Raw genomic sequence first — 21,383 nt, 5'->3', positions numbered from 1 at the left:
CACCTGTCCGTGGGGCGGCCGGGGAGGAGCGCCACGATGACCGTCCTTGCAGACAGGATCGAGATGGCTGAGGAAGACGGAGAGCTGACTCTGGACAATCTGTTCGAGTCACTGGAGCGAACCACCCCCGAGGGTTACAAGGTCGAGATCGTCGAGGGGGCCGTCTTCATGTCGCCGCAGCGGGACACGCACTGGGAGATCATTGCCGACATCTACGACCAACTGCGCACCAAGTATCCGCGCAAGCGCGTGAAGTCGGACGTCCGCATCGACTACCCGGGCCACCTCAACGGCTTCGCCTCGGACGTCACGCTCGTGGCCGAGGGAGCCGAGCGGACACCCGGCGGCCTGTGGCGGTGCGGCGACGTCGAGTTCGTCGCCGAGGTCATCTCCAAGGGCACGGCCGCCAACGACTACGGCCCCAAGAAGGCCGCGTACGCGGTCGCCGAAGTCCCCGTCTACGTCATCGTCGACCCCTACCAGAGGCGGTGCCACGTCCACACCAACCCCAAGGGCGATGACTACGCAGTACAGACGAGGGTGGACTTCGGCACCGACATCGACCTGACCGGAACGGTGGTCGACCTCATCCTCAACACGGACGAGTTCCCCACGGACTAGGACCGGACCAGGACCGTTCGGGAACGCCGCGGTCATGCGTGGCGGATGCCGTCGCGACCGCCAGCCGGATGTGCTCGGCACACGCGCGGGCCTGCGGCAGACGGTCGGTCCAGTCGTCCGCGGTGCGGCCCAGGTACGCGTCCCGGGCCAGCGTCAGGGCCGGCCGGTGCGGCTCGGGCAGCCGAGGGAGCACCCAGTCGGCGGCGGCGTCCTTGGCACATACGGTTCCGGTGACGACGGTGGTCCAGATGCGGGCGAGGGTGAGCAGGACATTACGGGTGTCGTGCTCGATGTCGGCCATCAGTTCCGGGATGCCGGCGGTGATGCCGCGCAGCAGGTCCTCGTGCGGAACGGGGTCGAGGACGTCGGCGGGCGGCGGGCCCTGGAGGGGCGGTGTGCCGGCCAGCAGGGTCATGGTGAGGAGCGGGGCGAGGTCGGGGCTCGGCTCCCGGGCCGGCACCGCGCCCCGCTCGAAGTCGGGGCGCAGCCAGTCGCCGTACAGGAAGTCGCAGACGGGCGGGTGGCGCCAGGGGCGGACGTCCGACTGGACGACGACGGTCAGCTCGACGTAGCGCCGCCCGTCACGGCCCGAGATCTTGAGCAAGTCCCGGGTCAGCTCCCGGCGTTGACCGTCCGTCAGCCGCTCACGTACGACGACGAGCACATCGAGATCGCTGTCCGGACGCAGACCGCCCAGGGTGGCGGAGCCGTGCCGATAGATACCGAGCACGCCATCGCCGAGAACACGACGAACGAGCCGTACGACGATGCCGACGCCGTCATCACCGGACATGTGCCACTCTCCCCGTGTCCCGGTCACCGAGCGTACCGTTGCACCGCGCGGCAGCCCTCGTCCACGAAGGGTATCCGTCCTCTCCATGCGCTTGCATAGAGCGCACTCCAAGTCGTTGGCTGGGTGTCCATGAAGTACACGCAGCTTGGACGCACGGGACTCAAGGTCAGCCGCCTCGTCCTCGGCACCATGAACTTCGGCCCGCTGACGGACGAGGCCGACAGTCACGCCATCATGGACGCGGCGCTGGACTCGGGCATCAACCTCTTCGACACCGCGAACGTCTACGGGTGGGGTGAGAACAAGGGCCGCACCGAGAAGATCATCGGGAACTGGTTCGCGAAGGGCGGCGAGCGGCGCGACAAGGTCGTCCTCGCCACCAAGGTGTACGGCAACATGGCCGGCGACGGCGACGCCTGGCCCAACCACGACAAGCTCTCCGCGCTGAACATCCGGCGGGCGGTGGACGCCAGCCTCAAGCGCCTGCAGACCGACCACATCGACCTGTACCAGTTCCACCACGTCGACCGCAGCACCCCCTTCGAGGAGATCTGGCAGGCGATCGACGTCCTCGTCCAGCAGGGCAAGATCCTCTACGTCGGGTCGAGCAACTTCCCCGGCTACAAGATCGCCCAGGCCAATGAGGTCGCCGAGCGGCGGGGCGGGACCATCGGGCTGGTCAGCGAGCAGTGCCTGTACAACCTCGCCGAGCGCCGCGCCGAGATGGAGGTCATCCCGGCGGCCCAGGAATACGGCCTCGGGGTCATCCCGTGGTCGCCGCTGCACGGCGGGCTGCTCGGCGGCGTGCTCAAGAAGCAGGCACAGGGCGGGAGGCGCGCTTCGGGCCGGGCGGCGGACGCACTCGCCGACACCTCCCGGCGGGCGCAGATCCAGGCGTACGAGGACCTGCTCGACAAGCACGGCGTCGACCCGGGCGAGACGGCCCTGGCCTGGCTGCTGACCCGGCCCGGCGTGACCGGCCCGATCGTCGGCCCGCGCACCGCCGAGCAGTTGGAGTCGGCCCTACGAGCGGTGGACCTGGAGCTGTCCCAGGACCTCCTGGACGGCCTCGACGAGATCTTCCCGGGCCCCGGCCCCTCCCCGGAGGCCTTCGCCTGGTAACACCCCCGAAGCCTCCGGCAGCCGACCCACGACCGGGGCGACTGCCGACGACGGCACGAAAAACACACGGCACGGCCGGCCACCCCCTGTGGCCGACCGCACCGTCTCAACACACAACCTCCCCGGCAACCGCCCCGAAGGGGCGCGGGGAACTGCGCAAACAACCACGATGGCGCCGCACCCAACCAACAGCCGAAGCCCCCCAAGGGGCGCGGGGAACTGCGCGAACAACCACAACGACGCCGCACCCAACCAACAGCCAAAGCCCCCCAAGGGGCGCGGGGAACTGCGCAAACAACCACAACGACGCCGCACCCAACCAACAGCCAAAGCCCCCCAAGGGGCGCGGGGAACTGCGCGAACAACCACGACGGCACCGCACCCAACCGACGGCCGAAGTCCCCGAAGGGGCCGCGGGGAACTGCGCAAACAGCCACGACGGCACCGCACCCAACAAACGGCCAAGTCGCCGAAGGCCAGCGCGGTCAGCCGAACGCCGCCGCCAAGGCCACCACGACGAGCAAGAGCACAAGCGCACCGGCCATGATCCGGTTCCGGGTTTTCGGGTCCACGTATCCGAGGTTAACCGGCCCCGCCGAGCGCCCAGCGGGCGACCGACTCGTAACGGGGCTGCTCGCCGGGGACCCCTGACCTCGGCAGGTTGCTGCGCACCAGGACGAGGTCGGCCACGGTCCAGGTCCGGCTGGTGAAGGCGGCGAGATCCCGGACGTACGGCCGGGCGTCCACCGGGCCACGGCCGCGGGCCACGGTCAGGTGGGCCTTGTAGTGCCGGTGCTCCCCCATCGGCACCCCCGCCTTCCGTCCCGCCGCCTCCGCCCGCCCGGCCAGCCGGCGCAGCGCCTCCAGATCGCCCCGCGCCCCGGTCCACACCGCTTGCCCGTGGCCGAACTGCCCACCGCCCGCGAGCGCCAGCGGAAAGGGTGCGCTGCGCCCGGCCGCGCGCGCCAGGCGGTCCGACAGGTCCCATACGAGCGTGTCGTCGACCTCGCCGTAGAAGGCGAGGGTGAAGTGCCAGCCGGGGCGGCCGGTCCAGCGCAGCCCGTCCGCGCCGGGCAGCCGCCGCAACCGGGCGATCTCGGCGGCGAGTTCACCGGCGACGTCCTCCGGGGGCAGCACGGCGGCGAAAAGTCTCATACCTCACCCTCCCAGACGGGCCGAGGGGGGCATCATGGCGGACGTGGAGCGAAGCGAGAAGATCACGATCAGGGCGGGAGGGGCGGACGACGTCCCGCTGATCCTCGGCATGTTCGACAGCGGTGTCGCGTGGCTGGTCGCCCAGGGGCGCACGGAGCAGTGGGGGTCGACGCCCTGGTCGGCGAATCCGCGGGCGGTGGCGCTGGTCGAGCGGTACGTCGCCGAGGGCACCCCGTTCATCGCCGAGTACGACGGGGTGCCGGCGGCCACGCTCACCCTCACCGACGCGCCCGCGCCCTATGTCCGGCCCGCGGACGAGCCCGAGCGCTATATCCACATCCTGGCCTCCGACCGCCGTTTCAAGGGCCTCGGTGTCGGGGCCGCGCTGCTCGGGCACGCGGTGGCGCAGACCCGTCGCTCGGGCGTCTCGCTGCTGCGGGTGGACTGCTACGCGGGCGGCGACCGCAAACTGGTCGCCTACTACGAGCGCAACGGCTTCACGCCGGCCGAGTCCTTCACGGTCGGCGAGCATGCCTGGCCCGGGCAGGTGCTGGCCCGCAGGGTGTGACCCGGGGCGGGCGCCGCCCCGGCCCACCCCGGGTCAGCCCGGCAGGTGCCTCCCGGGTCGGCCGGGACGGGTGCCGTCTCCGGCCCACCCCGCGGGAGCCGGCCCGCCCCGCGGGAGGTCAGAGCAACCTGTGCTGCCGCTGCCAGAGCCGTCCGTGGGACACGTACGTCGGCAACGAACGCCTGTGTTCCCTGTGCGCGAAGTGCTGCCGCGGCTGCGGCAGGCGTCCGGCCTCGCATCTGGACGGCCTGCCACACGGGCTGTGCGCCCGGTGCCGCGGGGAATGCCAGCGGTGTGGAGACCAGGGCCCGCTTCGGGTTCACCGCGGCGCCCGGCACCACCGACGACGCCCGCCTCCGGCACCTCACCCTCGCCCTGCCTCCCGAGCATGCGGCCCGCCTCTTCCGGGCCCAGGACGCCGGCGCCACTGACGACCAGCTGCGGCAGGCCGCCGCCGAAGCGCTCGGGGAGGTGTACTTCCGCGACAGCGGGCGCCGTGCCCGCGGCCTGGAGGTGGAGTTCACCGACGTGGAACACCTGGAGTTCGGCCTGTAGCCGGTCGTCTCTTGGCGCGACGGCCGCATTCCTGTGACTGAGTGTTTCAGTCGGCGACTGAGCGTTCTGGTTGGCGGAGTTGAGCAGGCGAGCTGGCGGGTGTGGTCTCAGCGCCGGCGAGACGGTCCTGCGGGCGGGGATCCCGGTGGCCTCTCCTTCCTATGGTGGCGTCGAGCAGCCTCAGCTCAGCCGAGAGCACCCAGAGTTGCACCAGGCCGAGGGCCCATCCGGTTACGGCCGAGAACTGGTTGATGGTGAACAGGAATGCCTGCCCGAACAGCAGGTCCACGAGTAGCGATGCGCGCAGCACCCGCAGCGCGGCGGGGCGATCCCGGCGCCATAGGAGCAGGCCCCGTGTGCTCAGCGCCACCGTGGCGGCCGCGCATCCGGCCGCCGCACTGACTGCGCCCCACTCGCGCTCGCCGGCCAGGTCACCCGCGGCGGCGTCGGCAGCGATCCCACCGAGCAGCAGGCAGCCGTGCACAGCGGTATAGGCAACGACGGCGGCGACCAGCGGACGGCTCCTCGCAACGCGGTCTGCGGCAGGGCGCAGCATGCACCTTCGTGGCGTGCCGGTCCGGCCGTCCGTATGCCAGGCGAGTGCGGCCAGCGCGGCGAATGAGAGGTAGATGATCCCGGCCGCCGGGCGGTAGAAGTAACCGATGTCGGTGACGAGCTTGCCGACCTCGTCGATAAACAGCCCGAAGCCGGCGCCCCCGGCCACTGCGCCGCCCCACAGCCGCACGCGAGGCGTCGGCACGAGCAGCAGCGAGACCAACGCCACGAGCATGAGCAGACCGCCCCACAGCATGTGTGCGATGTGCAAATGGCTGCCCGGGCCGCCGCCCAGCTTGGGGTAACCCGTCAGGGCGAGGAAGGCACGGGTCGCCAGGACCGCGGCCACTCCCGCCAGCACAAAAATCTTGAGCAGGGTCCCGGGGCTCTTTGTCATGCCCGACAGCCTGACCGCGCACGCAGGGCGCAGGCCATCCGGCAGGCCCCCGTATCCACCTGCGGGCAACCCTCCACACCCGCCATGCAGCGTGCTCAGTCCGCCAAATCGACCGCTCATCCGCCAAGTGGAGCGCTCAGTCACCATTCCCACATCGATTTCCACTTCGGCCCGGCCGTGGTCAGCTTCGGCCCACGAACCACGACCCCGTCGGCGACCTCCTGTTTGCCCTACTGATCGGCCGCGATGACGCGCAGGATGTCGTCGACGAGCTGCTGCGGGTGGGCGTTCTTCAACGTGGTGCTCAGGGTCACCCAGCGTCTCGACATGATCGAGCGCGTGCTGCCCGCTCTCGCACGGGCGCAGGGCCTTGACCCGGAGAACGTCTGACCCTGCGGGCGGGCTGCCGTGCCCGGAGCGCCGCTGGCCCGTCAGGGCCGCCCCGGCATGCGCCGAACCCGTCGGGTTCCGGCGTATGGGAGCGGTCCTGGAACCACCCCAGGCGCTTCCCGGAACGGTACTGGTCGATGACCATGCTGGGCACGGCGTCCAGGACGTCGTCGCCGCCGCGGCCGGTCAGATGCGCGGCCGAACCGTACGCGGTCACGGGTGCGAGCTGGGCGGCCTTGATGGCCAGCAGCCCGAGCGTGAACCACGGCGTGTCGGTGAACGGCAACGCGGCCGGATCCGCCAGTCCATCGAAGTGCTGGACACTGTCCCTCGTTCCGTGCACCCACGCGTGGGTGATCGAGGTGCGGTCCGCGGCGATCCGCTCGGCGTACAGGACATCATCCTGCTCGCCCATGCGCTCATCGGTATAGGTGACGGCCAGCAGCGCTCCCTCGGCGGCACCGCCTGCACCACCAGCGCCCGCGCCGACCTGAAGATGGTCACCAAGCTGCTGCGGCACGCCCGCCACACTTGGCCAGCTCACCACTGACCTCCACTTCCTCGCCGCTGAGTACGCCCGTTTCCTCGGCTGGGCCGAGTTCGACGCCGGCAACACCCCCGGCGCCCAGCGCGCCTGGCACGCCGCCCTGCGGGCCTCCGCCGAAGCGGCCGACCCCGCCCACAGCGCCTACCTGCTCGCCAACCTCGCCCTGGCCTGCGTCTACGACGATCAGCCCGGCATGGGCAGCGACTTACTCGCCACCGCCCGGGACATCGCCGGCACCCGCACGACGCCGCTGGTGGCCTCGATGATCGACGCCTGGCGGGTACGTGCGACCGCGGCCACCGGCGACGCCAAGCAGGCCGCCCACCTCCTGGCGCAAGCGGAGACCGAGTACGAACGCGCCCGTACGGGGGACGACAACCCAGGCTGGGCGTACTGGATGTGCCGGCCCAGCCACATGGCCGAGACCGGCAGAGCCTTCCTCGATCTGGGCGACCCCGCGACGGCCGAGAGCCTGCTGACCGATGGTCTGGCCGCGCTGGAGCCGGGCGCGATGCGCGACCGCGTCCTCTCTCTACCTCACCTGGATCTCCACCGCACAGGCCCGCCGCCGCGACCTCGACGCGGCCGCCGAGACCGCGACCACCGCGATGGACATAGCCGCCATGGTCGAGTCCGGCCGGTGCACCACCCTGCTCGCCGGCCTCGCCACCGAACTCGAACCCCACCGCGCCGCCCGTCCGGTCGGCGCGGTCCTCGACCGCCTGGGCAGCAACCACTGATCTCCCGGGCAGGAGGCACAAGGCCCTGACGGCCCGGATCACGGCCTGCCTCTTCCGGGCACAGGACGCCGGCGCCACCGACGACCAGCTGCGGCAGGCCGCCGCCGAAACGCTCGGCGAGATCTACTTCCGCGACAGCGGCCGCCGCGCCCACGGCCTGGAGGTGGAGTTCACCGACGTGGAACACCTGGAGTTCGATCTGTGACGGTGCGCGTACTGGGGGTCCCACGTGGACTGTTGGACGCGTGGGCGCGGCGGACGCTGTGCGGTCCGGCATGGGTGTCGGTGTTGGGCCGTACGGTGAGGCGTGCCGGCGACACGAGGTTCGGGCGAGGCCGATTGTCAGACCCTGCCGGTAGAGTGCCCCGCCCGCGATCGGACCTTCGGATGCCGCCGTGTCTCGCCAGGTGAACTCCCGGCTAATCCCCCAAAGTCAGGCGTGCGTTTGTGCTGTGCCTCGGCGGCTCGCCGCCGCCAGCTCCGGCTCGCGCTCCGGCTCACGCCGTACGAAGCGGACCTGCGGGTGGCCGTGGTGCCAGCCCACCGCGAGGCGCAGTCCGCCGATGCGGGCCAGGAGCACGCCGATGACGCCGGCCGCCGCGGCCGAGATGACGCCGCCGACGGCGAAGCCGACCCGGGGGCCGTAGGCGTCGGTGATCCAGCCGACGACGGGGGCGCCCAGCGGCGTACCGCCCATGAAGACCATCATGAACAGGGCCATCACCCGGCCCCGCATCGCCGGGTCGGTGGCCATCTGGACCGAGGTGTTCGCGGTCACGTTGACCGTCAGCCCGAAGATCCCGATCGGGACCATGAGCAGTGCGAACAGCCAGTAGGACGGGGCGAGCGCGGCGACGACCTCCAGGGTGCCGAAGGCCACCGCGGCGGCGGTCAGGATCCGCAGCCGTGCGGTGCCACGGCGGGCGGCGAGCAGCGCGCCAGCCACCGAACCGACCGCCATCAGCGTGTTGAAGAGGCTGTAGGCGCCGGCGCCCGCGTGGAAGACGTCGTCGGCGTAGGCCGACAGCCAGACCGGGAAGTTGAAGCCGAAGGTGCCGATGAAGCCGACCAGGACGATCGGCCAGATCAGCTCGGGACGGCCCGCGACATAGCGCAGTCCCTCCCGCAGCTGGCCCTTGCCGCGCGGGGTCGGCTCGACGACGTGCAGCTCACGGGCGCGCATCAGCAGGAGTCCGGCGATGGGGGCGACGAAGGACAGACCGTTGAACAGGAAGGCCCAGCCGGTGCCGACGCCGGTGATCAGTACACCCGCGACGGCGGGGCCGATCAGCCGGGCGGACTGGAAGTTCGCGGAGTTCAGGCTGACCGCGTTCTGCAACTGGTCGGGGCCGACCATCTCGGAGACGAAGGACTGGCGGGCGGGGTTGTCCACGACGGTGGCGAGTCCGACGGCGAAGGCGGCGAGGTAGACGTGCCACACCTGGACGTGTCCTGACAGGGTCAGCGCGGCGAGCGCGAGGCCGGTGACGGCCATCGACGTCTGGGTGACGAGGAGGGTGGGCCGCTTGGGCAGACGGTCGACGAGGACGCCGCCGTAGAGGCCGAACAGCAGCATCGGCAGGAACTGCAAGGCCGTCGTGACGCCGACGGCCGTGGAGGAACCGGTGAGGCTGAGCACCAGCCAGTCCTGGGCTATGCGCTGCATCCAGGTGCCGGTGTTGGAGACGACCTGGCCGATGAAGAAGAGCCGGTAGTTCCTGATCTTCAGCGAGCTGAACATCGAGGACCGGCGGGTGCGAGCAGTGGTGGTAGTGGTCGGTGCGGGGGCGGAAGCTGCTCCGGATCCCGTACTCAAAGGGTTCGCCTCCTCTTGAACTGGTCATGATGAACGGGGCGCCCGCCGCCGGCGCGTTGCGCCGGTGCCGGTGCGCCCCTGCGGCTCACTCGCGGGGCCGGACGGGCCGGGCGGGGTTCACAGGTGTGCGAGCTTTTCCAGGACGGGGGCGGCGGCGCGGAGTGTGGCCCACTCGTCCTCGTCGAGGCCGTCGACCAGGCCGGCCAGGAACGCGTTGCGCTTGCGGCGGCTCTCCTCAAGCATCGCCTCGGCCTGCTCGGTCCTGGTGACGACCTTCTGGCGCCGGTCCTCGGGGTGCGGCTCCAGACGGACCAGTCCCTTGGCTTCGAGCAGCGCCACGATGCGGGTCATCGACGGCGGCTGGACGTGCTCCTTGCGGGCCAGTTCGCCGGGGGTGGCCTGGCCGCAGTTGGACAGGGTGCCGAGCACCGACATCTCGGTGGGGCTCAGCGACTCGTCGACCCGCTGGTGCTTGAGCCGACGGGACAGCCGCATCACGGCGGAGCGCAGGGAGTTCACGGCGGCGGCGTCGTCGCCATGGGTGAGGTCCGACATGTTTGTTAGGGTAACTCATTACTCTGACTAAAGACCACTCCGGGCGCCACGGATGCCCGTGACCCCGGCCACTGATTCCCATCGTCACTCATACGGGTGATGTGGATGCGGAACGTGACGCACCGCTCCGGTGACTGCCGCGACCCTCGTGTCCATGGGGACCAGTGTGCTCAGCCTGCGGATAGACCACGACCTGCTCGAACGACTCCGGCACCATGCCGCCAGAAGAGGAATGAGCGTCCAGGACTATGTGGTCCGGACGCTCATTCGGAACGACTTCGACGAGCGGTTCCAGACCGCCGTCGAGGAGACGGAGAAGTTCTACGGGGTCAGATGAACGGGGGACACGCCCCCGACCCGGGTAGACCCGAGCGCCCCGGCCCAGGTGGGGCAGAGCACCCCGGCTCAGGCCGGACGGAGGATCCCCGCTCAGGTGGGGCCGAGCACCGCCCCGGCTCGGGTCGGACGGAGGATCCCCGCTCGGGTCCCGGCTCAGGTCGGGCCGAAGGCCCGCGCTCAGGTCAGACCGAGAGCCTTGGCCCAGGTCGAGCCGAGAGCCCCCGCTCCAGTCGGGCGGAAAGTCCCCGCCCAAGCCAGACCGAAAACCCCCACCCAGGCCAAGCCGAGAGCCCCGGCCCAGGTCGAACGGAGAGCCCCCGCTGAGGTCGGGCCGAAGGCCCCCGCTCAGGTCAGGTCGAGGGCCGGCATCAGGTAGTAGAAGGCGAAGACCGCGGAGACGACGTACATCGGTACGGGGATCTCCCGGGCGCGGCCGGCCGCGAGGCGCAGCACCACGAAGGTGATGAAGCCCATGCCGATGCCGTTGGTGATCGAGTAGGTGAACGGCATCATCAGCATCGTGACGAACGCCGGGATCGCGATCGTGTAGTCGGACCAGTCGATCTCCCTGACCGAGCCGGCCAGGATCAGGAAGCCGACCGCGAGCAGCGCCGGGGTGGCCGCCTGGGACGGCACCATCGTGGCGACCGGCGTCAGGAACAGGGCCAGCGCGAACAGCGCGCCGGTGACGATGTTGGCGAAGCCGGTGCGGGCCCCCTCGCCGACGCCTGCCGTGGACTCCACGAAGCAGGTGGTGGCCGATGAGGAGCTGGCGCCGCCGGCGGCGACGGCGATGCCGTCCACGAAGAGGACCTTGTTGATGCCGGGCATCTGCCCCTGTGCGTCGGTCAGCCTGGCCTCGTCGCTGACGCCCATGATCGTGCCCATGGCGTCGAAGAAGCAGGACAGCAGGACCGTGAAGACGAAGAGGATGCCGGTCAGGACGCCGACCTTGTCGAACCCGCCGAAGAGGCTGACCTTGCCGAGCAGTCCGAAGTCGGGGGTGGCGACGGGGTTGCCGGGCCACTTCGGGGTGGTCAGGCCCCAGGACGGCACCGTCGCGACGGCGTTGATGATCAGCGCGAGCACCGTCATCGAGACGATCGAGATGAGGATCGCCCCGGAGACCTTGCGCACGAGCAGCACCAGGGTGAGCAGCGCGCCGAGCACGAAGACGAGGACCGGCCAGCCGTTGAGATGGCCGTCGCCGCCGAGCTGGAGCGGGACGGTGGTCTGGGCGGCGTCCGGGATACGGCTGACGAAGCCGGAGTCGACGAGCCCGATCAGCATGATGAACAGGCCGATGCCGATGGAGATGGACTTGCGCAGGCCGTAGGGCACGGCGTTCATGACGCGTTCGCGCAGCCCGGTGGCGACGAGCAGCATCACCACGAAGCCGGCGAGGACGACCATGCCCATGGCGTCGGGCCAGGACATCCGGGGTGCGAGCTGGAGCGCGACGACGGAGTTCACACCGAGGCCGGCGGCGAGCGCGATCGGTACGTTGCCGATGACGCCCATCAGCAGGGTGGTGAAGGCGGCCGTCACGGCGGTGGCCGTCACCAGCTGGCCGTGATCGAGCTGATGCCCGTACATGTCCTTCGCGCTGCCGAGAATGATCGGGTTCAGCACGATGATGTACGCCATCGCAAAGAACGTGGCGAAGCCGCCGCGGATCTCGCGCGCCAGGGTGCTGCCGCGCTCGGAGATCTTGAAGTGGCGGTCGAGGGCGCCGAAGGCGGGCGCCCCGCCCGGCTGCTCCGGGGCGGGAACCTTGGCGCGTGCCGAGGTGGACATGCGGGACCTCATCACCAACGGGGATTCCCCCTCACCGCGTTGGAGTTTCATACGAACAGAAGTGGCCAGAGACAAACGGTTTCAGTATGAACGTATAAGGTCCAGATCGCTATCTCCGCGCGTAGACCACGGCGGGCGGCGGGCGTCGGCACAGCGCCTCGTAAGCTGTGCGCATGGCCGCTCTCTCTTCCGGATCCCCCCAGCACGAGGCACCGGAGCCCCTGGAAGGCCCCGTCGTCGCCACCATCACCGGCGGCACGATCATCTGGTTCGTCCTCTTCCTCGTCCAACTCCCCTTCTACGGCTGGTTCGACGAGCACGGCCACACCTGGTGGCTGTGGACCTGCCTGGCCGGCGGCGGCCTCGGCCTGATCGGCATCTGGTACGTCCGCAAGCGGGACGCGGCGATCAAGCGGGCCGCCGAGCAGCGGGGGACCGGCCGTCCGACGACCGCGGAATGACCCGGAGGCGGGCCGCCTCTCCTACCCGCCGCCCGACTCGTACTACCACTGCACGACCCGTCTCCTCCCCAGGTCGGATCTTCTGCCCCCTCGGCGGGTGAAGCCGCAGGAGCACACGTACCGTCGATGGCATGACGCACATCGACGCGGGCGCCGAACTGGATCCTGTGCACCCGGTACCCGTTCCGTCGACCCCCTCGACCGGTCTGACCGCCGCCGACGTCGCCGAGCGCGTCGCCCGCGGTCAGGTCAACGATGTCCCGGTACGCTCCAGCCGCTCCCTCGCCGAGATCGTCCGCGCGAACGTCTTCACCCGCTTCAACGCGATCATCGGCGTCCTGTGGCTGGTCATGCTGGTCGTCGCCCCGATCCAGGACAGCCTCTTCGGCTTCGTGATCCTCGCCAACACCGGCATCGGCATCGTCCAGGAGTGGCGCGCGAAGAAGACCCTCGACTCGCTCGCCGTCATCGGCGAGGCCCGGCCGACCGTCCGCCGCGACGGTGACGCCGTCGAGATCGGCACCTCCGAGATCGTGCTCGACGACCTCATCGAGATCGGCCCCGGGGACAAGATCGTCGTGGACGGCGTGTGCGCCGAGACCGACGGTCTGGAGATCGACGAGTCACTGCTCACCGGCGAGGCCGACCCCGTCGTCAAGCATCCCGGCGACCGGGTCATGTCCGGCAGCTTCGTCGTCGCCGGCGGCGGCGCCTTCGTCGCCACCAAGGTCGGCCGCGAGGCCTACGCCGCCCAGCTCGCCGAGGAGGCGTCCCGCTTCACCCTCGTCCACTCCGAGCTGCGCACCGGCATCTCCACCATCCTGAAGTACGTGACCTGGATGATGGTCCCGGCCGCCGTCGGCCTGGTGATCACCCAGCTCGTCGTCAAGGACAACAACGTGAAGGACGCCGTCGCCCGCACCGTCGGCGGCATCGTCCCGATGGTCCCCGAGGGCCTGGTCCTGCTCACCTCCGTCGCCTTCGCGATCGGTGTGATCCGGCTCGGCCGCAAGCAGTGCCTCGTCCAGGAACTGCCCGCCATCGAGGGCCTGGCCCGCATCGACACCGTCTGCCTCGACAAGACCGGCACTCTCACCGAGGGCGGCATGGACGTCACCGAGCTGCGCCCGCTCGGCGGCAGCGACGAGACGTACGTACGCAAGGTCCTCGGCGCGCTCGGCGAGTCGGACCCGCGGCCCAACGCCTCCCTCCAGGCGATCATCGACGCCTATCCGGACAGCGAGGAGTGGCGCTGCGTGGAGTCGCTGCCGTTCTCCTCCGCCCGCAAGTACAGCGGGGCCACGTTCAGCGAGGCGGACGGCGAGAACAGCACCTGGCTGCTCGGCGCCCCGGACGTCCTGCTCACCGACGGCGACCCGGCCCTGGCCGAGACCGAACGGCTCAACGAACAGGGCCTGCGGGTCCTGCTGCTCGCCCGCGCCGTCCGCGACCTCGACGACACCGACGTCGCCAAGGGCGCCCACGCCACCGCCCTGGTCGTCCTGGAGCAGCGGCTGCGCCCCGACGCGGCCGACACCCTGCGCTACTTCGCCGACCAGAACGTCCACGCCAAGGTCATCTCCGGCGACAACGCCGTGTCGGTCGGAGCGGTCGCCGCCAAGCTGGGGCTGAGCGGGGCGGCGGTGGACGCGCGCCGGCTGCCCGTCGAGCGGAGCGAGATGGCGGACGCGCTGGACAAGGCCACCGTCTTCGGCCGGGTCACCCCGCAGCAGAAACGGGATATGGTCGGCGCGCTCCAGCACCGCGGGCACACGGTCGCGATGACCGGCGACGGGGTCAACGACGTCCTCGCCCTCAAGGACGCCGACATCGGCGTCTCGATGGGCTCCGGCTCCGAGGCCACCCGCGCGGTCGCCCAGATCGTGCTGCTCAACAACAGCTTCGCCACGCTGCCGTCGGTGGTCGCCGAGGGCCGCCGGGTCATCGGCAACATCACCCGGGTGGCCACGCTGTTCCTGGTGAAGACCGTCTACTCGGTGCTGCTGGCCCTGCTGGTGGTGTGCTGGCAGGTCGAGTACCCCTTCCTGCCCCGGCATCTGACCCTGCTGTCCACGCTGACCATCGGCGTCCCGGCCTTCTTCCTGGCGCTCGCCCCGAACACGGAGCGTGCCAGACCCCACTTCGTGCGGCGGGTGATGCGCTACTCGATCCCGGGCGGGGTGGTGGCAGGCGTCGCCACCTTCGTCACCTACCTGCTCGCCCGGCACCACTACACGGGCCCCGACGCGCTGTCCGCGCAGACCAGCGCGGCCACCCTCACGCTGTTCCTGATCTCCATGTGGGTGCTGGCGATCATCGCCCGGCCCTACACGTGGTGGCGGGTGGCCCTGGTCGCCGCGATGGGCGTGGCCTTCCTGTTCGTCCTGGCCGTACCCGCCCTTCAGGACTTCTTCGCGCTGAAGCTGGTCGGCGTCACGATGCCGTGGACGGCGGTGGGCATCGCGGTACTCGGCGCGGCGGCCCTGGAACTCCTGTGGAAATGGGTCGACCACCGCTTCCCCGTATAGGCCGGTTTTCAGGGTTTCCGGCCGGGCGGCGCGTGCGGCAACGTTTCGGCCCCGGGGTTTCCCGGGGCCGAAAGGGGTGGTGTCCGCGCTGGGGGTTACTTCACGTCGACGTAGTCGCCCGTGGCGCTGACCGCCGGGGTGGTCGAGGTGCCCGCGAAGCTGTAGCGGTAGTAGCCGTCGACCGTGGCCTTGGTGGTGGTCTTCAGGGCGCCCGTCGAGCTCGACTTGATGGTCTTCAGCGTGGTGTAGGTGCTGGAGCTCTTCTTGCGGAACTGGAGCTTGACCGACTGGCCGGCGTAGCCGTGGTACTTGCCGTCGTCCCAGCTGGCCCGGGACAGCTTGCCGGTGACCGTGATGGTCTTGCCCTTCTTGACCGGCTCCGGCGAGGCGTCGACGGTCAGCTTGGAGAAGCGCTGGAGCTTGGTGGTGGCCAGGGCGTCCTGCTCGGCGTAACCGACCTTGCTCAAGTCGATGTTGTCGGAGGTCGGGTCCTGGTCGTTGAAGTCGATCGCGTAGCCGTTCGCCTTCCAGGTGGTGGCGTCCGCGTTGGTCAGCTCGAAGTCCGGGTAGACGTCGATGGTGCCCTTGCAGGTGGCCTTGGTCGCCGAGTTGTCGACGCAGGTCGGCCAGTCGTCGCCGATCAGGACGTTCTTCGGGGCGGTGTAGGAGCCGCGGTAGATCTCGACGTCCAGCACGAAGTCGGGCGCCTGGAGGTCGATGTCGGCGGCGTGCGTGACGGTGTAGCTGACCGGGACGCGGACCTTGTTGGTGGTCCCGACGACGATCGGCTTGCCCTTGTTGATCTTCACGTTGGAGAAGGAGAGGTCCAGCGCGTAGGGCACGCCGGTGTCCTGGGCGCCCGCGGTGCTGAACGCGGACTTGCCGGCGGCGGCCCGGTGGGCGGCCTGCACGGCCTTCACGACGTCGTCGCGGTCGTACGAGGAGCCGCCGGCGGCGTGCGCCGCCGGAACGGCGAGGGCGGACAGGGCCAGGGCGCCGGTGACGGCGGCCACGGTGGCACGAATGCGCATGCGTTCCCCTGCATGGAGAGAGGGACCCCGCCGGCGGTCGTCGCACGCGGCTCGTCGCCGCGGGGCCCAAGTGATCGTGGAGTCTGTTGACTCAGGTGATCAGATCCACGGCGGCGGGCGATGGTTGTACGCAATTTGAAGAAATTGTGAGCGTCCTAGTGGTTCGGCCGCCGGGCGGGGCCTGAGCGGCGGACACGGCCCGCCCGCCGGGGGTGGACTGGGCGGTGGGTGGTCCGGGCGGTGGGTGGTCCGGGCGGTGGGTGGTCCGGGCGGTGGGTGGTCCGGGCGGTGGGTGGTCCGGGCGGTGGGTGGTCCGGGCGGTGGGTGGTCTGGGCGGTGGGTGGTCCGGGCGGTGGGGGTCTGGGCGGTGGGTGGCTCAGTCGGCGGGTGCGGCCTGGCCGGTGGGTGCGGCTCGCCGCCGGGGCTGGGCCGGGCGACAGGTGTGACCCGACCGCCAGGTGGCAGCCCGAACGGTCGACGCGACCCGGCCGCCGGGGGTGGACTGGGCGGTGGAGGTGGCTCAGTTGGTGGGTGCGGTGCGGCCGGGCGGTGCGGCCGGGCGGTGGGTGCGGCTCGCCGCCGGGGGTGGCCCGGGCGGCCGGGGGCCTGGGTTGGGGGTCGGTTTGGGTGGGGGAGCGTGTTCGGCGGGGGCCTGCCCGGGTCGGTCGACCGGGTGGCTCCCGGAGCCGGCCTGGGGTCGGCCCGGCCGGTGCGGGGTGGGCACAGTCCGGCGTGGGGCGGGCGGTAGGTGTGGTTCGGGCGCCCCGGGGTGGGGGATGGTCCTGGCCTGCGGGGTCAGTCGAACCAGCGGTTGCGGGACAGTTCTTCTGTGCGGGACGGGTCCTCCAGGAGGGCCGCCACCTCGAAGCGGCGCGGCCACTGGCCGGCCGCCCAGGCGAGTCCGGCGGCGACGCCCTCCAGGGTCGCGGCGTGCAGCACGCCGTCGGCCGTCAGCCGCCAGTCGATGTCGACGCCGTCGACCACCAGTTCCTCGTGCTCGACATAGCTGCCGGGGGTGCGCGGGCCGAGCAGCACCCGTACCGCGTCCGGCACCTCGTGCTCGGTTCCGGCCGAGTCCACCTGCCCGGTGACGGACTCGCTCAGCCGCCGTACCTGGAAGAGTTCCGCCAGCTCCGCGGCCCGGGCGGGCCGCACCGGCAGCAGCGGGACACCCGCGGTGAAGGGCAGCAGGTCGGGCGAGTCGACGACGACGGCGTCGGCAGCGTCGACCACCTCGACCCGGCCGTCCACGACGGCCCGCAGCTCGTCCGGCAGGGTCACCTGCTCCGGTTCCAGCTCGGCCAGCGCACCGTACAGCCCGTGCAGTTGGGCGGGGGTGACGGGCCGGTCCGGGTCGGCGAGCCGGTCCAGCAGCTCGGCGGCCCCGCCCGGTTCGTCGAGCAGCGCGGCGACCGACGTGCGCACGCCGAGGGCCCGCAGCACCTGCTCGTCGGCGAAGCCGGTCGCGTCGGCCTCGTCGTACAGCCCGTGGAGCAGCGGGTCGCCGCCCGCCGCGAGCAGCCCGGCGGGCCGCCGGCCGTCCAGCACGGGGTGCCCGCGCAGCCACCACGCCGTGTACGGCCGTACCACCTCGTGGGTGCCGTCCGGCAGCAGGATGCGCACCGGCTGGGTGAGCGCGTCGCGCAGCGGCGGGCGGGCGAGCAGGGCAAGCGCCTCGGGCCAGTGGTCGTCGTCGACGAGGTCGAGGTCGCGCACGGCGACGAGTTCGGTGGCGACCGGGGGCACCGGCGTGTCCGGGAACCGGTCGAGGACGTCCTCGCACCACACGTCCACGGCGTCCAGCAGTCCCGCGTCGTCCGGTTCGGCGAAGTCCCCTTCGCGGGGCTCCAGTTCGTCCGGGTCGAGCACCACGTCGGTGGCCCGCACCAGCGCGAAGTCGGCCAGCACCCCGCAGGCGGCCAGCGGCTGTTCGCCCCACCGCTGCGCCAATTCGGCGTCCACGGCGGCCAGTTCTCCCTCGCGGATGACCCGGGCGAACGGGCTGCCGGGCAGCACCAGTTCACCGGCGGGGGCGAGTTCGCCGTCCTCGTCGGGCAGCGCCAGGGCGCCCAGCCAGGGTTCGTCGCCCGGTTCCAGGCCCGCGTCGCGGACCAGGGCGAGGACGGTGTCCGCCAGTTCCTCCGCGTCCGGCGCGTCCTCCTCCCAGCCGACGGCGCCCTCCTCGTCCAGGGAGGCGGCGACCGCGGCACGCACCTGGGGCGTGGTCAGCACGGCGCGCGGGGTCGCGGGCAGCGCGCCCAGCTTCTCCAGGATCGGATGCGCGGCGTCGGGGTGTGCGACCTTCAGGCCGAGCCGGGCGAGCGTCCCCGGATCGATGCGGGCGGCGTCCGGGGTGGGCAGCAGCACCTGCCGGGGGCCGATGGTGGTACGCACCGCTCCCGGGCCCTGGCCCTGGCCGGTGTCCCCGGCGAGCGGGACGGGCAGTCCGGACAGCCGGTCCGGGTCGACCCCGGCAAGGCTGTCGTACAGCCGCCGCCACCAGCCGGGCTCCTTCTCCAGCCCGGCCAGCCGGTCGATCGCGTCGGCGAGCGGCAGCCGGGCGACGCCCAGCGTGCGCAGCTCCACCCGGCGTTCGAGGCCGCCGGGCAGCAGCGTGGGCAGCACCTCGGCGAGCACGTGCACGGTGTCGGCGCCCGCGCCCTCGACGATCTCGGCGTCCCTGGGGCGCAGCGTCTCGGGAAGGTCCTCGGCGTCGTCCTCCTTGGCCTCGGCGGCCGGCGGCAGGAACGCGGTCCGCGGAAGGCGCTCCAGGATGGCCTGGCGCAGCGCACCGTCGAGTTCGCCCTTGCCGAGCGGTCCGGGCACCAGGTCGATGATGCCCTCGGTCACCGGCCGCCAGCCGGCGAGGAGTTCGGCGTACGCGTCCGCCGCGCGCTGCACCAGGAAGTCGGTCAGCGGGCCCGGCGCGGCGTGCCGGCGGGTGGTGTCCAACGGGAAGGAGGCGATCAGCAGCGCGGGCACGCCCAGGGGCTCGTCGCTGGGGGTGGGGGCGTGCATGACGGGCGCGGTGCGGGGGCGGGCCGGGGCGCCGTCGGGGCCGACCGGTACGGCCCAGGTCACCGACCAGTGCGGGCGCAGGCGTTCCTCGACGGGGCGGTCGGCGAGCAGGTCGGGGGTGAGCGGGCCGTGCGCGGCGACGGTACGCCAGCGGGTGGTGCCGTCGCGCGAGTCCGCCACGACCGTGCCGGTGCCGTCCGTGCCGCGGCGCAGGGTGCGCGGGGCGTCGTCGTTGATCTCGACGACGACCTCGGCAAGGCCGGGCAGGGCGAGCAGCAGGGCGTCGTCCACGGCGTGCAGGAGCCGTTCGGCGAGGTCGGCCGCGGCCGCGTCGCGCAGCGGCAGGATGACGACCGTGTCGTAGGGGTCCGGTGCGGTGCCCTCGGCGGCGAACGGCAGCCGCAGCAGCGGTACGTGTCCGTCGCGGCGCCGGATCTCGTCGCCGAGGCCGGGGCTGCGCCCGGCGGTGTCGGCGGCGAGTTGGCGGGCCTCGGCGAGCGACCAGCGGACGCCGCCGTGCCGGCCGACGACGGCGGGTTCGTCGGTGACGGCGAGCACGGCGGAGAAGCCGACGCCGAAGCGGCCGACGGTGCCGTGTCCCGCGCCGGTGGCGCCGGTGTTGGCGGCGTCGGTGGCGGCGTCGGCATCGCGTTTGGCGGAGGCGCGGAGGGTGGCGAGCGATTCGACTCCGGCCGCGTCCAGGGGGGCGCCGGTGTTGGCGGCGAACAGGACGCCGTCGCGGAGGGTGAGACGGAACCGGCCGGGCACGTGGGCGCGGGCCGCGGCGTCGGCGGCGTTCTGCGCCAGCTCGATCACGAGCCGGTCGCGGTAGCCGCCGAGGACCAGGTCCTCCTCCGCGTTGGCGTCCTCGCGGAAGCGGGCGGGGCTGGTGGCCCAGGCGTCGAGGACACCGCGGCGCAGACGGGCCGTGCCGAAGGGGTCGGCACCCTCGGCCGCGGGCCGCACGAACTTGCTCACGTTCACTCTCCTCGTCGGGGCGGTGACGACGAAGGTACCGCTCCTTGGGCACCGGGGTGCCGGGTCCGGCCGGGCGAACGGCGGACCCGTGCCACGGTGTGCTGCCAAGGTAGCCCCGCACGCCCGCGCACGGCGGTGCCCCAGCAAGCAGGCCCGCCGAAGCGCCCCAAAGGGGCGCGGGGAACTGCGCGACCAACCACGACAGCGCCGCACACGACCGACGGCACAGGCAAGCACATGACCCCCCAAGCGACCCCACAACCCAGGCAAGCCGCTCACAGCCCGCGCACGGGCGGGCACAGACCCACGCCCGGAGCCGCCCCAAAGGGGCGCGGGGAACTGCGCGAACAACCACGACGGCGCCGCACACGACCGACGGCACAGGCGAGCGGATGACAACCCCGAGCGACCAGACAGTGCGCGGCGAACGGAGCCCGAGGCTACGAGTGGCCGAGTTCCGCCGTCGACTCGTCGGTGATCGTCGGTACCGAGCCGGAGTCCGGTGCCGGGCGCAGCGGGAAGGGGTCCACCCGGGTCTCGTCGATGACCGGCGCCGCCGGCTGGGGCGGCTTGGGCATGACGGCCGCTTCGGAGTGGCCGCCGCAGCCGTACGCGAGGGAGACCACGCGGCCGTCCGCCGGGGCGAACTCGTTCGCGCAGACGCCGAACGCCTGCCCGAGGGAGCCGCCGAGAGGCAGCAGGAAGCCGCAGCTGACGCAGGGCGCGGGCGCCGCCTGCGCCATCGGCGTCCGGGCGCCGAACGCCTCCTCCCAGCGGTCGGCGGCCAGGTGCAGGCCGTAACGGGACAGGACCCGGGCGCGGCGCATGCCGAGTTCTTCCGCCACCGCCGCGATCGACCCGCGGGACGGCGCCGCCGGGAGCGTCGCGGGGGCGCCCGCGGTGACCTCCGCGTCCTCCGCCTCGGCCAGTTCCGCCATCTCCTCGGAGACCGCGGAGTGCACCGGCGGCTCTTCCTCGCCGGTGTAGCCCGGCTCCAGACGCAGGTCCTCGGACTCGGTGGGCAGCAGGTCGCCGGGGCCCAGGTCGCCGGGCCGCAGCCGCTCGCTCCACGGCACCCACTCCGGCGCGAGCAGCGCGTCGGGGCCGGGCAGCAGGACCGCCTCGTCGAGGGTGACCACCTTGGCGCGCGAGGCCCGGGCCACGGTCACCGCCCAGCGCCAGCCCCGGTAGCCCAGTTCCTTGCACTCGAAGAAGTGCGTGACAACACGGTCGCCCTCGGACACCAGCCCGGTGTGCTCGCCGACCACGCCGGGCGCGGCCGCCTCCTCGGCTGCGGCGCGGGCGAGGTCGACGGCCTCGGCGCACAGGCGGTCGGGGGTGCGGCTTCGCGTTGTCGCTGCGCTCACAGGTATCGCTTCTCTCCTACGCCGTCTCACGGGTGCGCCTGCCTGAAGGC

General features: G+C 71.8%; 18 protein-coding genes and 1 pseudogene. 9 read left to right on the top strand and 10 right to left on the bottom strand.

Going from position 1 to position 21,383, the window contains the following annotated elements:
* The first annotated feature begins 36 nt into the window (after window positions 1-36).
* Window positions 37-621 carry a Uma2 family endonuclease gene (locus tag AC27LF_RS19595; RefSeq protein ID WP_479657448.1) on the top strand — a complete coding sequence of 195 codons (585 nt, stop codon included), beginning with the start codon at window positions 37-39 and terminating at the stop codon, window positions 619-621.
* On the opposite strand, the gene AC27LF_RS19590 is transcribed toward AC27LF_RS19595, so the two are convergent.
* Window positions 593-1,414 carry an aminoglycoside adenylyltransferase family protein gene (locus tag AC27LF_RS19590; protein ID WP_479657449.1) on the bottom strand — a complete coding sequence of 274 codons (822 nt, stop codon included), beginning with the start codon at window positions 1,412-1,414 and terminating at the stop codon, window positions 593-595. The two genes, AC27LF_RS19595 and AC27LF_RS19590, sit on opposite strands and share 29 nt — an antisense overlap.
* Window positions 1,415-1,543: 129 nt before the next feature.
* Between AC27LF_RS19590 and AC27LF_RS19585 the strand changes: the two genes are divergently transcribed.
* Window positions 1,544-2,536: an aldo/keto reductase gene (locus AC27LF_RS19585; RefSeq protein WP_479657450.1), complete on the top strand. Its 993-nt coding sequence runs from the start codon at window positions 1,544-1,546 to the stop codon at window positions 2,534-2,536.
* Window positions 2,537-3,118: 582 nt separating this feature from the next.
* Here AC27LF_RS19585 and thpR read toward each other — a convergent pair.
* Window positions 3,119-3,691: an RNA 2',3'-cyclic phosphodiesterase gene (gene thpR / locus AC27LF_RS19580; RefSeq protein WP_479657451.1), complete on the bottom strand. Its 573-nt coding sequence runs from the start codon at window positions 3,689-3,691 to the stop codon at window positions 3,119-3,121.
* A gap of 34 nt (window positions 3,692-3,725) precedes the next feature.
* Between thpR and AC27LF_RS19575 the strand changes: the two genes are divergently transcribed.
* Both AC27LF_RS19575 and tpg read left to right on the top strand, forming a co-directional pair.
* Window positions 3,726-4,259, top strand: a complete 534-nt coding sequence (locus tag AC27LF_RS19575) for a GNAT family N-acetyltransferase (protein WP_479657452.1) — start codon at window positions 3,726-3,728, stop codon at window positions 4,257-4,259.
* 45 nt (window positions 4,260-4,304) lie between these two features.
* Complete coding sequence (tpg, locus tag AC27LF_RS19570) at window positions 4,305-4,814, top strand: telomere-protecting terminal protein Tpg (protein WP_479657453.1); 510 nt, start codon at window positions 4,305-4,307, stop codon at window positions 4,812-4,814.
* A 46-nt stretch (window positions 4,815-4,860) separates the two neighbouring features.
* On the opposite strand, the gene AC27LF_RS19565 is transcribed toward tpg, so the two are convergent.
* Together AC27LF_RS19565 and AC27LF_RS19560 are read right to left on the bottom strand one after the other, a co-directional pair.
* Entirely contained in the window at window positions 4,861-5,766 is a 906-nt protein-coding gene (locus AC27LF_RS19565; protein WP_479657454.1) for a hypothetical protein, read from the bottom strand.
* 310 nt (window positions 5,767-6,076) lie between these two features.
* Window positions 6,077-6,676, bottom strand: coding sequence for a hypothetical protein (locus tag AC27LF_RS19560; RefSeq protein WP_479657455.1), 600 nt, complete (start codon window positions 6,674-6,676; stop codon window positions 6,077-6,079).
* Between the two features lie 67 nt (window positions 6,677-6,743).
* Here AC27LF_RS19560 and AC27LF_RS19555 point away from each other — a divergent pair.
* Window positions 6,744-7,178 (top strand): annotated as a pseudogene (locus AC27LF_RS19555) (NsdA family TPR-like regulatory protein); the annotation flags it as partial.
* 7 nt (window positions 7,179-7,185) lie between these two features.
* Window positions 7,186-7,443: a hypothetical protein gene (locus tag AC27LF_RS19550; protein WP_479657457.1), complete on the top strand. Its 258-nt coding sequence runs from the start codon at window positions 7,186-7,188 to the stop codon at window positions 7,441-7,443.
* A gap of 433 nt (window positions 7,444-7,876) precedes the next feature.
* Here the strand turns inward: AC27LF_RS19550 and AC27LF_RS19545 are convergent, their stop codons facing one another.
* Window positions 7,877-9,184, bottom strand: a complete 1,308-nt coding sequence (locus AC27LF_RS19545) for an MFS transporter (protein ID WP_479657458.1) — start codon at window positions 9,182-9,184, stop codon at window positions 7,877-7,879.
* A 192-nt stretch (window positions 9,185-9,376) separates the two neighbouring features.
* Window positions 9,377-9,814, bottom strand: a complete 438-nt coding sequence (locus tag AC27LF_RS19540; protein WP_404035050.1) for a MarR family winged helix-turn-helix transcriptional regulator — start codon at window positions 9,812-9,814, stop codon at window positions 9,377-9,379.
* Window positions 9,815-9,968: 154 nt separating this feature from the next.
* On the opposite strand from AC27LF_RS19540, the gene AC27LF_RS19535 reads away from it, so the two are divergent.
* A complete protein-coding gene (locus tag AC27LF_RS19535) occupies window positions 9,969-10,151 on the top strand; it encodes a ribbon-helix-helix protein, CopG family (RefSeq protein WP_479657459.1) in 183 nt (60 codons plus the stop codon).
* Between the two features lie 347 nt (window positions 10,152-10,498).
* On the opposite strand, the gene AC27LF_RS19530 is transcribed toward AC27LF_RS19535, so the two are convergent.
* Window positions 10,499-11,950 carry an NCS2 family permease gene (locus AC27LF_RS19530; RefSeq protein ID WP_479657460.1) on the bottom strand — a complete coding sequence of 484 codons (1,452 nt, stop codon included), beginning with the start codon at window positions 11,948-11,950 and terminating at the stop codon, window positions 10,499-10,501.
* Between the two features lie 173 nt (window positions 11,951-12,123).
* On the opposite strand from AC27LF_RS19530, the gene AC27LF_RS19525 reads away from it, so the two are divergent.
* Both AC27LF_RS19525 and AC27LF_RS19520 read left to right on the top strand, forming a co-directional pair.
* A complete protein-coding gene (locus AC27LF_RS19525) occupies window positions 12,124-12,411 on the top strand; it encodes a DUF2530 domain-containing protein (protein ID WP_479657461.1) in 288 nt (95 codons plus the stop codon).
* 131 nt (window positions 12,412-12,542) lie between these two features.
* On the top strand, window positions 12,543-14,939 hold the full coding sequence (locus tag AC27LF_RS19520) for a cation-translocating P-type ATPase (RefSeq protein WP_479657462.1): 2,397 nt from the start codon (window positions 12,543-12,545) through the stop codon (window positions 14,937-14,939).
* 95 nt (window positions 14,940-15,034) lie between these two features.
* Here the strand turns inward: AC27LF_RS19520 and AC27LF_RS19515 are convergent, their stop codons facing one another.
* The 3 genes from AC27LF_RS19515 to AC27LF_RS19505 form a co-directional block, all read right to left on the bottom strand.
* A complete protein-coding gene (locus tag AC27LF_RS19515) occupies window positions 15,035-15,970 on the bottom strand; it encodes a hypothetical protein (protein ID WP_479657463.1) in 936 nt (311 codons plus the stop codon).
* A 795-nt stretch (window positions 15,971-16,765) separates the two neighbouring features.
* The gene (locus AC27LF_RS19510; protein WP_479657464.1) at window positions 16,766-19,966 is read right to left on the bottom strand and encodes a sacsin N-terminal ATP-binding-like domain-containing protein; all 3,201 of its coding nucleotides are present in this window, start codon (window positions 19,964-19,966) and stop codon (window positions 16,766-16,768) included.
* 440 nt (window positions 19,967-20,406) lie between these two features.
* Window positions 20,407-21,333, bottom strand: coding sequence for a DUF3027 domain-containing protein (locus AC27LF_RS19505; protein WP_479657465.1), 927 nt, complete (start codon window positions 21,331-21,333; stop codon window positions 20,407-20,409).
* Window positions 21,334-21,383 lie beyond the last annotated feature (50 nt).

It is taken from the genome of Streptomyces diversicolor (assembly GCF_057537855.1).
Note: the sequence above shows the minus strand (reverse complement) of the source record. Positions and strands in the feature narration are given on the sequence as shown.